The sequence below is a fragment of the Candidatus Enterococcus testudinis genome, from assembly GCF_002140915.1.
GTDB classification, from domain to species: domain Bacteria; phylum Bacillota; class Bacilli; order Lactobacillales; family Enterococcaceae; genus Enterococcus_D; species Enterococcus_D testudinis.
In genome coordinates this window covers 45,294-56,821 of the sequence record NZ_NGKU01000001.1, presented here as the reverse complement: position 1 = coordinate 56,821, position 11,528 = coordinate 45,294, and the positions used below count along the sequence as shown (strand labels likewise).

The 11,528-nt window shown below is 42.7% G+C and carries 11 protein-coding genes; 4 read left to right on the top strand and 7 right to left on the bottom strand.

Annotation, left to right across the window (positions count from 1 at the left end):
- Positions 1-47: 47 nt before the first annotated feature.
- From A5886_RS00265 to A5886_RS00255, 3 genes are all read right to left on the bottom strand, one after another.
- Entirely contained in the window at positions 48-1,181 is a 1,134-nt protein-coding gene (locus A5886_RS00265) for a PIN/TRAM domain-containing protein (RefSeq protein WP_086273114.1), read from the bottom strand.
- Positions 1,182-1,318: 137 nt separating this feature from the next.
- The gene (gene radA / locus A5886_RS00260; protein ID WP_086273113.1) at positions 1,319-2,689 is read right to left on the bottom strand and encodes a DNA repair protein RadA; all 1,371 of its coding nucleotides are present in this window, start codon (positions 2,687-2,689) and stop codon (positions 1,319-1,321) included.
- Positions 2,690-2,733: 44 nt separating this feature from the next.
- On the bottom strand, positions 2,734-3,243 hold the full coding sequence (locus A5886_RS00255) for a dCTP deaminase/dUTPase family protein (protein WP_086273112.1): 510 nt from the start codon (positions 3,241-3,243) through the stop codon (positions 2,734-2,736).
- Positions 3,244-3,433: 190 nt separating this feature from the next.
- On the opposite strand from A5886_RS00255, the gene proB reads away from it, so the two are divergent.
- Positions 3,434-4,249, top strand: a complete 816-nt coding sequence (proB, locus tag A5886_RS00250; RefSeq protein ID WP_086273111.1) for a glutamate 5-kinase — start codon at positions 3,434-3,436, stop codon at positions 4,247-4,249.
- The gene (locus A5886_RS00245; protein WP_086273110.1) at positions 4,246-5,490 is read left to right on the top strand and encodes a glutamate-5-semialdehyde dehydrogenase; all 1,245 of its coding nucleotides are present in this window, start codon (positions 4,246-4,248) and stop codon (positions 5,488-5,490) included. The genes proB and A5886_RS00245 overlap by 4 nt, the downstream gene beginning before the upstream one ends.
- Before the next feature lie 61 nt (positions 5,491-5,551).
- On the opposite strand, the gene A5886_RS00240 is transcribed toward A5886_RS00245, so the two are convergent.
- Entirely contained in the window at positions 5,552-5,965 is a 414-nt protein-coding gene (locus tag A5886_RS00240; protein ID WP_086273109.1) for a DUF4809 family protein, read from the bottom strand.
- A 149-nt stretch (positions 5,966-6,114) separates the two neighbouring features.
- Here A5886_RS00240 and A5886_RS00235 point away from each other — a divergent pair, with 149 nt between their 5' ends.
- On the top strand, positions 6,115-6,318 hold the full coding sequence (locus A5886_RS00235) for a hypothetical protein (RefSeq protein ID WP_086273108.1): 204 nt from the start codon (positions 6,115-6,117) through the stop codon (positions 6,316-6,318).
- Positions 6,319-6,379: 61 nt separating this feature from the next.
- Here A5886_RS00235 and A5886_RS00230 read toward each other — a convergent pair whose 3' ends face one another.
- Positions 6,380-7,198: a ZIP family metal transporter gene (locus tag A5886_RS00230; RefSeq protein WP_086273107.1), complete on the bottom strand. Its 819-nt coding sequence runs from the start codon at positions 7,196-7,198 to the stop codon at positions 6,380-6,382.
- A 205-nt stretch (positions 7,199-7,403) separates the two neighbouring features.
- Here A5886_RS00230 and A5886_RS00225 point away from each other — a divergent pair, with 205 nt between their 5' ends.
- Positions 7,404-9,026, top strand: coding sequence for an ABC-F family ATP-binding cassette domain-containing protein (locus tag A5886_RS00225; RefSeq protein WP_086273106.1), 1,623 nt, complete (start codon positions 7,404-7,406; stop codon positions 9,024-9,026).
- Between the two features lie 70 nt (positions 9,027-9,096).
- Here A5886_RS00225 and A5886_RS00220 read toward each other — a convergent pair whose 3' ends face one another.
- Positions 9,097-9,972: a DegV family protein gene (locus A5886_RS00220; RefSeq protein WP_086273105.1), complete on the bottom strand. Its 876-nt coding sequence runs from the start codon at positions 9,970-9,972 to the stop codon at positions 9,097-9,099.
- 154 nt (positions 9,973-10,126) lie between these two features.
- Complete coding sequence (locus A5886_RS00215; RefSeq protein WP_086273104.1) at positions 10,127-11,419, bottom strand: adenylosuccinate synthase; 1,293 nt, start codon at positions 11,417-11,419, stop codon at positions 10,127-10,129.
- Positions 11,420-11,528: the final 109 nt, after the last annotated feature.

Here is an 11,528-nt window from a genome sequence, read left to right as displayed (position 1 = left end):
GCAAAATAGTAAAGGCAACTGGCATATTTTACGCCAGTTGCCCTCAATTACTTCTCTGTCTTTGCTGTATCGTGGTTATCGATCCCGCGGCCTGAATGCGCCGGTTTTGCAAAAATCATTCGTCCTGCAGCCGTCTGCAAGGCACTCGTCACAACCACATCGATATGTTCATTCATGTAATGCTGCCCATCTTCAACGACTACCATGGTTCCATCATCAAGATACGCAACCCCTTGTTGCCGCTCTGTACCAGCTTTTACAACTAGGACGTGCATATTTTCTCCAGGAATCACAACCGGTTTGACTGCATTGGCCAGCGCATTGATATTCAAGACCGGTACATTTTGAAACTCAGAAACTTTATTCAAGTTATAGTCGTTGGTGACCACAACGCCATCCAACAGCTTGGCCAACTTGATTAGTTTGCTGTCCACTTCGGAAATATCTTCAAAGTCGCCTTCATACATCTCAACTTCGATGCCATCTTCTTTTTGCAGCGCGTTTAAAATATCCAAGCCTCGACGCCCGCGTACCCGTTTCAAGCTATCGCCAGAATCAGCGATATATTGTAACTCATAGAGGACAAAATTGGGAATCAGCAAAACACCTTCTAAAAAGCCAGTTTTTGCAATGTCATAAATACGTCCATCAATGATGACACTTGTATCTAATATTTTGTATTTATGAAAATGATCTGCGATTTTTCGTTCTAACATTTGTTGTTCTTCTTGGGTGTCTGTTTTCTTATTTTTCGGTGCAAAGACTTTCTTCCATTCTTCGATTCGTGTCGTACCGATTTGGAACCCTAGATACCCTAATAATGCCATGACTAAAATCGGTGCGATCCCATTGATAAAGGGAATATCCCAGTTATAAAAAGGAATCGATACGATGACACCAATCATCAAGCCGATAATGGCACCAATTGCGCCAAACAGCAAATAGGTCAAGCTCAATTCACTTAGTTTTTCTTCGATTTTACGAATACCAGCTGCAATATATTTGGCTAATAGCAAAGATAATAAAAAGAAAATAAGGGCTCCAAGCAAACTATTAGTAATATTATTGTTCAGCCATTGATTTCGGTCCTGCCCAATGGTCTGCCATGCAACAGGCATCAATGAGATCCCTAAACTTGCACCTGCCAGCACCATGAGTGCGGTAATGACTCGATTCTGCATATAATTTCCTCCATGCTCACATGTTTTTTACTTCAATTGCCTTTGAATTGGCCATTGTTTGCTGCTATTGAAAGGGAACATCGGCAAGAACCAATGAAGCCATGAAGCGGCTGATTCTTGCGAATATTCACATACATTCAACGAAAGACTTTACGTAGGGTTTCAGACAATGTGGACACACCTTCTACTACAATGCCTTTTGGCGGTTTCCAGCCAGTTAAATTGTTTTTTGGCAAATACACCTTGGTAAAGCCTAATTTTTGTACTTCTTTCACCCGCTGCTCAATGGCATTGACCCGACGAATCTCACCGGTCAAGCCGATTTCACCAATAAAGCATTCGGTCGGGCTTGTGCCTTTTTCTTTGTAACTAGAAGCGATACTGATTGCGATCGCCAAATCGATGGCTGGTTCATTCAATTTAACACCACCCGCCGCTTTTAGGTAGGCATCCTGGTTTTGTAAGAGCAAACCAGCACGTTTTTCCAATACAGCCATGATCAGTGACACGCGATTGAAATCTAAACCAGTCGTTGTACGCTTGGCATTGCCAAACATCGTTGGGGTGACTAAAGCTTGAATCTCGACCAATATTGGTCGACTGCCTTCCATCGCCACAACGATAGCAGACCCGGTTGCGCCTTCTAAGCGTTCTTCCAAAAAGACTTGTGATGGGTTGGCCACTTCTTTCAGCCCACCTTCTTCCATCTCGAAAATACCAATTTCATTGGTGGAACCAAAACGATTTTTGACCGCCCGCAAAATGCGGAAACTATGGTGTTTTTCACCTTCAAAATACAGCACTGTATCCACCATATGTTCTAACATCCGCGGTCCTGCGATCGATCCTTCTTTGGTCACATGTCCGACAATGAAAATTGCGATCCCATTGGTTTTGGCTAACTTCAACAATTCGGCTGTCGTTTCTCGTACCTGACTGACACTGCCCGCAACACTCGTGATATCTGGTTGTGTCATAGTTTGGATCGAATCGATGATTACATAATCAGGTCGGATCGTATCGATAGCTTTGCTGATTTCAGACATATCTGTTTCGGGATAGAGATAAAATTCGGTATCGATCGCACCCAAGCGTTCTGCCCGCATTTTGATTTGTTCCGCACTTTCTTCTCCAGAAACATAAAGGACCGTACCGCCAATAGCTGCCAATTGTTGCGACACTTGCAACAGCAATGTTGATTTCCCGATTCCTGGATCGCCGCCAATCAATATCAGAGAACCAGGCACTACACCGCCACCCAATACCCGATTCAGTTCTGCTAAACGGGTTTGGACCCGTGGTTCTTTCTTCGGGATGACATCTGCGATTTTCGTTGGCTGCATCCGTTGGCCAGTCAATGTGGTCCGAACTCTGCGATCGACGTTTTCTTGGATCACTTCTTCGACCATGGCATTCCAGCTGCCGCAATTGGGGCATTTGCCCAAATATTTAGGCGAACTATACCCGCAGTGTTGGCAGACAAACTGACTTTTTGCTTTTTTTGCCATTTATTTCCTCCCCAAATGATTGTGAATCAACGCGTTGCCTCTGATTATTGGTCAGAAGAGCCAAAGCCACCTGAGCGGCTGCTCGTCGTTACATCTTGATCTGCTTTTAAGAAAGACAAGAAAATACCTTGACCGATGCGTTCACCTTTTTTGATCACGACATCTTTAGGTCCAAAGTTGCTGAACTGAAACATAATGTGACCTTCATTATCAGCATTATTATAATAGTCGCTATCAATGATCCCGACACCATTTGTCAATAACAAAAAACGCTTCAATGGATTGCTGGAGCGATTGGTCAATTGCAAGTACTCGTCATCCCCCATATACGCTTTGATGCCTGTGGCTATAAGTGTTGGTTTGAAGTGCTTTTCATTTTCTTTGTCAAAGAGTGCTTTCACGCCATCAATGACGCCAGCTTTCCAGATGCTGGGAATCACTATATCTTCAGCTGCTTCAAAATCATAGCCGGCGGCATGATGTGTTGCCCGCTGCGGCAAGTTGATATTTTTTTCTTGATATGCAGTAATGATTTCAAATCCTCGTAATTTCATAACTTCCTCCAATAATAAAACATATAGTTATTTTAGCATAGGAAGGCTGATTTTCTGCATGTAAAACATAATTATCGCAAAGTCTTTACAAATTCTTCTTATCCAATCAATAAAATGTGAAAAAAGAGCATGACGAATCAGTCTTTTGCTAGTACAATAGTAAAAATATCAAAAAATGAGGCGGTGACCCATGCGGGAATCATTACAACACAAAAAGCGGATCGTCGTTAAAATCGGGACCAGCTCCTTGATTTATCCAAATGGCAATATCAATTTGTCGGGCATCGATGAACTGGCATTTGTCTTAACTGATCTGCAAAATCAAGGAAAAGAGATTATTCTGGTATCTTCCGGTGCAATTGGAGTCGGTATGAACAAATTGAACTTGAAAGAGCGTCCAAAAGAAATTCCAGAACAACAAGCAGTTGCTGCTGTCGGTCAATCTGAATTGATGACGATCTATAACCAGCGGTTCCAAACGTATAGTCAGCAAACAGCACAATTATTACTGACCCGTGATATCATTGAGTTCCCCCAAAGCCGAGAAAATGTTTGTAATACGCTTGAACAACTCATCGCCATGGGAATCATTCCAATCATCAATGAAAATGATACTGTTGCAGTCGACGAATTGGATCATTTGACCAAATTTGGTGACAATGATCAATTGTCTGCGATCGTTTCACAATTGACCCATGCGGATCTGCTGATCGTGCTGTCAGACATTGACGGCTTTTATTCTGCGAATCCCGTCAGTGATCCCTCAGCAATCTTGTATGATGAAATCAACAAGATTACACCAACACTCTTATCGCAAGCTACTGGAAAAGGCAGCCCTTACGGCACCGGGGGAATGACGAGTAAATTAAAAGCTGCCCAACGCATCTTGTCTAGCCAAGGGCAAATGATTCTTGCCAATGGCAAACACCCCAAAATCATCTTTGATGTATTGGCAGGAAACCAAATAGGCACTTACTTTTTTGAAATAGAGGAGGACAATAGATGATCGATTTAACGACAATTGGTGCAAACGCCCGAAGAAGTGCCCACGAATTGGGTCTGCTTTCAACCAAAAGCAAAAACGCGTTATTGTTGCACATGGCAGATGCGATTGAACACAACACCGATGCGATTCTTGCGGCGAACGAGCAAGACCTCGCGGCAGCAAAACTACAACCTATCAATCAGACAGTACTAGATCGTTTAACTTTGACTACTGCGCGTATTTTGGAAATGGCCAATGGGATGCGAGAAGTTGTCCAATTGCCTGATCCAATTGGGCGCGTTGATCAAATGTGGCGCAATGCCGATGATCTATTGATTGGTCAGCAAAGAGTACCTTTGGGTGTGATCGGTATCATTTATGAAGCCCGTCCGAACGTGACCACTGATGCAGCCAGTCTATGTTTTAAATCAGGCAATGCCGTGATTTTACGCGGCGGCAAAGAAGCCTTTCATTCCAACCAAGCGTTGGTCACTATTTTGCAGCAAGCTTTGACTGACAACGGTGCTTCTCCTGATGCTATACAATTCATTACCGATACTAATCATGAAACAGCTGCTGAAATGATGCGCTTGAATGCTTATATCGATGTCTTGATTCCTCGAGGCGGGGCTGGATTGATCAAACGGGTGAAGGAAACAGCCACCGTTCCTGTGATCGAAACGGGTACTGGTAATAACCATGTTTATGTCGATCAAGCTGCTCAAATCCCGATGGCTTTATCGATCGTGGGCAATGCCAAAACCCAACGTCCTTCAGTCTGCAATGCGATTGAAACGATTTTGGTCCACGAATCTGTCGCCGCGGACTTTTTGCCGCAATTGGCTGAAGCATTCGCAGATCAAGTTGAATTGCGGGCAGATGAGAAAGCCCGTGTCTTTTTGCCCCAAGCCAAAGCAGCTACTGAAGAAGATTGGGAAACAGAATTTCTAGATTATATTTTGGCGGTCAAAGTCGTTGCTTCACTTGATGAAGCCATTACACATATCAATCGTTACAATACAAAGCACTCGGAAGCAATCGTTACAGATGATTACTTTGCTTCGCAACGCTTTTTAAAAGAAGTCGATGCGGCAGCTGTATATGTCAATGCATCAACACGCTTTACGGATGGGTTCATGTTTGGCTTTGGTGCCGAAATCGGTATCTCTACACAGAAATTGCATGCAAGAGGACCTATGGGCCTTGAAGCATTGACCTCAACGAAATATGTGATCTACGGTGAAGGTCAGATTCGTCCATGATCTCCGTCTTTTCATTCACATAAAAGCCGCATCACGACCTTCATCGTGATGCGGCTTTTGACTATTTGATGGTATCCTCCGCTAAATCTTGAACAACAAATGTCAGTGGGTCAATAGCGAATAATATCTGTAATATCTGATTGGTTTGGGCAAAGGTTTGTGCCACAGTCAACTTTTTGGGACAAGTGATTGTTTGCTCGTCAGTCGCAAATAGCAGATTGCGGAACGTCTCGTTAAAGCGCACTTCTTGTGTTCCTTTACGATATATCAGCCCTTCCTCTTCTTCCAACCACAACTGTGTCTGCCACCCATTGATCTGGGCGATGGGCATGACCAAAGCCCCGCAGTCCAGCTGCTCTAGTGCGTATTCCCGACCATTGTCTAAAGCCATAGTAAAGGATTGTAGTTCAAAAGGAACACAGGCATTACAACCGCCTTCGGTCATCACTTGCTCGCTTTTTATGATTGCCTCCATAAGACTTACCTCCTTTGTTTTGTCATGTTTAGTTTATCACAAATCCTCTGGCTGATGACGGAGAAATAATTCCGCCTAAAGTACGATGTGTGAAGATTCATTTCTTGGTATGCTATGGATAAGTTAAAAAACCTTTAGGAGGCTCCATTATGAATACACAAAGTTTATTAGGCAAAATCGTTGCTGTCGTGGCCGTTTTGATTTTAGCATCAGCCGTTCTTTCCTTGGTTCTAGGCTTGATTGGCGGCTTGATCGGTTTGATTTTCCGTTTTGGGATTCCTTTACTGATTGCTATCTGGATCGTCCGTTGGTTGACTGCCGTTCGTCAACGCCCAAGAAAGTATTACCGTTGATCCCTTTAAATACAAAAACCAGTGGTATCTGCATCCCCCTTGCAGATACCACTGTTTTTGATTATCCTAACGCAACATCCAAAATCATCATCAAGATAAAGCCTAGCATAACACCAAAAACCGCAAAATGACGACGACTGGTCAGCGTTTGCTGTGCCTCCGGGATCAGTTCTTCCACAACCACATAAATCATGGCTCCTGCCGCAAATGCGAGGGCATAGGGCAAGACAGCGGACATACTGGTGACCAATAGGGCACCAATCACACCTGCGATCGGCTCTACGATTCCTGACGCCTGACCATAGACAAACGCCTTTTTACGACTTAGTCCTTCTTGCCTTAGCGGAATCGATACCGCTGCACCTTCTGGAAAGTTTTGGATACCGATACCGATTGCTACCGAGAGAGCGGCCAAAATAGCCGCTCTGGGATCATCTGCACTGGCGGCCGCCCCGAAAGCGACACCGACTGCCAACCCTTCTGGAATATTGTGCAAGGTAATTGAAAAGACGAGCAATATCGTTCGCTTGAGATGACTTGGCAGTCCTTCTGTTTCATGGTTCGGTCCAAAATGCATATGAGGCAATGTTTTGTCTGCTGCATATAAGAACAAACCACCCAAACCAAAACCAATACTGACGACAAGCCAAGGAATATCCCCATTTTCTTCGGCACGAGCAATCGCTGGATCAAGCAAAGACCAAAAACTAGCCGCGATCATCACCCCCGACGCAAAGCCCAACATTGTATTCAACACATTTTTATTGATATCTTTGAAGAAAAACACCAAAGCAGCCCCTAATGCGGTCATCGCATATGTAAATGCTGTACCTGCCAATGCCTGTTGCCAAGGGGCCAAACTGACGAGCCAATCAACCATTTTCCATCCTCCTTATAAACACTTCTTAGACATACTCTAGCACAGGAGCAGAATCGGTTCTAGTCTCAAGCCAAACCGTTGCCCCTTTTTTGCTTGCTTTGTTCGTGAATGCCGTTTTAATCCACATGTTTACTTGAAAGTTTCAACATTCATCGCTATAATGCTAGGAGACTCCATGTCAATCTATATAAAGTGAGGAAAAAAATTGATTACAGTAAGTGATGTAAGTTTGCATTTTTCAGACCGCAAACTATTTGACGATGTTAATATTAAATTTACGCCTGGTAATTGTTATGGTTTGATTGGTGCAAATGGTGCTGGAAAATCAACTTTTTTAAAAATATTATCTGGTGAGATCCAACCGTCAACAGGCAATGTTTCTTTAGGCCCTGATGAACGGATGGCTGTCTTAAAACAGAACCATTATGACTATGAAGACTACGCAGTGATTGAAACAGTCATCATGGGCCACAAACGTTTATATGAAGTCATGAAAGAAAAAGATGCCATTTACATGAAGGAAGATTTTACCGATGAAGATGGGATTCGTGCCGCTGAATTAGAAGGGGAATTCGCTGAACTGGATGGTTGGGAAGCAGAACCAGAAGCTGCGGTTCTTTTACAAGGATTGAATATCCCTGAAGAATTGCACCACGTACAGATGAAGGAATTGACAGCAGGTCAAAGAGTCAAAGTCTTGCTGGCACAAGCATTATTTGGTAAACCTGATGTTTTGCTGCTGGATGAACCTACCAATGGTTTAGATATCCAATCAATCAATTGGCTTGAAGAATTTTTGATCAACTTTGACAATACCGTTATCGTTGTCTCCCATGACCGTCACTTCCTAAACAAAGTATGTACCCACATGGCGGACTTAGATTTCGGTAAAATCAAGCTATTCGTCGGAAACTATGACTTTTGGTTAGAATCTAGCCAATTGGCTACAAAACTACAATCACAATCAAATGCAAAAAAAGAAGAACAAATCAAAGAGTTGCAAGACTTTATTGCACGATTCAGCGCCAACGCGTCTAAATCAAAGCAAGCAACGTCTCGTAAAAAAATGTTGGACAAAATCACACTTGATGATATCCAACCTTCCTCTCGCCGTTATCCTTTTGTTGGTTTCAAACCAGAAAGAGAAATCGGCAATGATCTCTTACAAGTAGACAATGTCAGTGTGACGATTGATGGCAAGAAAATTCTCGACAATATCTCTTTCACATTGAACAAAGACGATAAAGTCGCTTTTGTAGCCAATAGTGATATTACGACCACCACTTTATTCAAAGTGATTATGGGCGAGATCACTCCTGATACCGGTAGCGTACGTTGGGGTGTAACGACTCAACATGCTTATTTGGCAAAAGATACCTCCAACGAATTCAATACTGATATGCCAATCGTTGATTGGTTGCGCCAATACGCAGGTAAAGAAGAAGACGATAATACCTTCCTACGCAGCTTCTTAGGTCGTATGCTCTTCTCAGGTGATGAAGTGTTGAAACCAGTCAACGTCCTTTCCGGAGGCGAAAAAGTCCGTTGTATGCTATCTAAACTTATGTTATCGAAAGCCAATGTACTAGTCTTGGATGATCCAACCAATCACTTAGACTTAGAATCGATCACTGCCTTAAATGATGGGTTGATGGCCTTCACTGGCTCATTGTTGTTTGCTTCTCATGACCACCAATTTATCCAGACATTAGCAAATCGTATCATTGCGGTTTCTAGTAATGGTGTCGTCGATCGTGCGGAAACGACCTATGATGAATTCTTGGAAAATAAAGATGTGCAACAACGTGTCAAAGAACTAAACGAGTAAAACCAACAAAAAAGCCATTGCCTCCTGTTTTTTCAGGAATCGCAATGGCTTTTTTATCCTTCATTTGATATTACACACCAGCTATGCGCTGTGTCCCAAAAGAGAAGACCGCAAGACACCCGTATCCCGTATGACTCGAGATCGTAGGACCTAATGGATAATGATAAATATCAACATCCGGCATTTTTTCGCGCAAGCTTGCGATGACTTTTTCCGCCGCTTCATCGTCTCCAGCATTTGCCAAATAAACAGTCTTTGTTTGAGTTGCTTGCAAATTGGCAATCGTGCGTTCTACGATGTGTTGAATCGATTTGTTTCTGCCTCTCACCTTATCGACATTTCGCAATTTTCCGTCCGTATCAACAGTGATGATCGGTTTGACATTCAATAAACCGCCGATTGCCGCTGCAGTTTTAGAGATACGTCCTCCCCGTTCCAGTTGTTTCAAGTCATCCACTGTCACCCAAGAATCAATTTGCATTTTGTGTGCTTCGACCCATTGACTCACTTCCATCAATGACGCACCTTCCGCTTTACGTCGTGCCGCTTCAGCAACCAAAAATCCTTCACCTAAACTTGCTGATTTCGTGTCGATCAGAGAAATTTCAACTGTTTCGTATTCTTCTTTCAACAACGCTACGGCTTGGACCGCGCTTTGGAAAGAGCCGCTCATTCCAGATGAAAAGCCTAAATACAAAATAGGTGTCCCTGCTTCAACGTATGGACGGAAATATTCCATATAGCGGCCCACATTGATTTGCGACGTAGTTGGTTGCGCATGTTCCTTCAGTTTTGCTAAAAACCAATCCGTATCAAAGGATTGACCCATATCATCTGTATATTCTTTCCCCTCAAGTTCAATTACCATTGGAATAAATGCGACATCCAGTTCAGCCAGTCGTTCCGCAGGTAGGTCACAACAAGAATCAGTTATCATTTGAAACATGATTCCACCCCTTTCATATGATTTATTATAGCAAAAAAAGCACAAGACAAAAGCATTTCTCTTGCGATGAAGCAAATGAAACAAACGTTTTTTTGCTTATCTGACTAGATTCTTGCTTTGTCTTGTACTGTCCGTTCATTAAAACGGGTCTTTTTTAGATTTGTGCCCAAACACTTTCTAAAATATTGGTTTGATTGCGGTCTGGTCCAACTGAGAAAGTCGAAATACGGACACCCACTAATTCTGATACACGATGCACATAATTACGGGCATTTTCAGGTAAATCTGCCAACGTTTTGCACCCTGTTATGTCTTCAGACCAACCAGGCAATTCTTCATATACTGGCTTGCAGCGATTTAACTCTTTCAGACTTGCAGGGTAATGATAGATTTTCTCTCCGTCCAATTCATACGCAGTACAAATCTTAACTGTATCTAAGCCACTCAATACATCGATTGAATTCAGTGATAGGTTGGTGATGCCTGACACACGTTTTGAATGACGCATCACAACGGTATCGAACCAACCGACACGGCGGGGACGCCCAGTTGTCGTTCCATATTCACGACCGACTTCACGAATTTGTTGACCTGTTTCATCAAATAGCTCTGTTGGGAAAGGACCGTCCCCCACTCGAGAGGTATAAGCTTTACAAACACCAACTACTTTGTTGATTTTTGAAGGGCCAACGCCACTACCGATCGTCACGCCACCAGCAACTGGATTAGAAGATGTGACAAATGGATACGTTCCTTGGTCAATATCCAACATTACCCCCTGTGCCCCTTCAAACAATACCCGTTTGCCTGCATCTAAGGCATCATTTAAGATCACTGATGTATCTGTGACGTATTGCTTGATTTGTTGGCCGTAGGCATAATACTCTTCAAAGACATCATCAAAATCAATCGGTTCAGCATCGAACATTTTGACAAATTGACGATTCTTTTCTTCCAAATTGATGCGTAAGCGTTCTTCAAAAATCTCTTTATCCAATAAATCTGCGATTCGAATACCGACCCGCGCCGCTTTGTCCATATAGGCTGGTCCGATTCCTTTGATCGTCGTACCAATTTTGTTCTCACCTTTTGCATCTTCTTGCAACTGATCTAATTGGATATGATAAGGTAAAATAACATGTGCACGATCAGAAATCTTTAAATTTTTTGTTATTATATTATTTTCTTTCAAGTATGCTAACTCTTTTACAAGTGATTTAGGATTGACGACCACGCCATTTCCGATCACGCTGATTTTGTCTGCATAGAAAATTCCTGAAGGAATCAAATGCAATTTATAGGTCACACCGTCAAATTTAATCGTATGTCCCGCATTGTCGCCACCTTGATAACGTGCAATGACTTCCGCGTTTTCACTCAAAAAGTCTGTGATTTTTCCTTTACCTTCGTCGCCCCATTGTGTACCTACTACTACTACAGATGACATAAAATGACCTCTTTCTTTGTTTAATGCATTCCTTATGTATTGTAACAAGTTTCGCAACGGCTTTCAATCTAAAATCGAATATTCAATTGTATTTCTCATTTTTTAAGGT

Bases quoted from the DNA above. Each gene is read 5' to 3' on its own strand.
- A5886_RS00265 (WP_086273114.1), bottom strand. From the start codon at position 1,181: ATGCAGAATCGAGTCATTACCGCACTCATGGTGCTGGCAGGTGCAAGT.
- radA (WP_086273113.1), bottom strand. From the start codon at position 2,689: ATGGCAAAAAAAGCAAAAAGTCAGTTTGTCTGCCAACACTGCGGGTAT.
- A5886_RS00255 (WP_086273112.1), bottom strand. From the start codon at position 3,243: ATGAAATTACGAGGATTTGAAATCATTACTGCATATCAAGAAAAAAAT.
- proB (WP_086273111.1), top strand. From the start codon at position 3,434: ATGCGGGAATCATTACAACACAAAAAGCGGATCGTCGTTAAAATCGGG.
- A5886_RS00245 (WP_086273110.1), top strand. From the start codon at position 4,246: ATGATCGATTTAACGACAATTGGTGCAAACGCCCGAAGAAGTGCCCAC.
- A5886_RS00240 (WP_086273109.1), bottom strand. From the start codon at position 5,965: ATGGAGGCAATCATAAAAAGCGAGCAAGTGATGACCGAAGGCGGTTGT.
- A5886_RS00235 (WP_086273108.1), top strand. From the start codon at position 6,115: ATGAATACACAAAGTTTATTAGGCAAAATCGTTGCTGTCGTGGCCGTT.
- A5886_RS00230 (WP_086273107.1), bottom strand. From the start codon at position 7,198: ATGGTTGATTGGCTCGTCAGTTTGGCCCCTTGGCAACAGGCATTGGCA.
- A5886_RS00220 (WP_086273105.1), bottom strand. From the start codon at position 9,972: ATGTTTCAAATGATAACTGATTCTTGTTGTGACCTACCTGCGGAACGA.
- A5886_RS00215 (WP_086273104.1), bottom strand. From the start codon at position 11,419: ATGTCATCTGTAGTAGTAGTAGGTACACAATGGGGCGACGAAGGTAAA.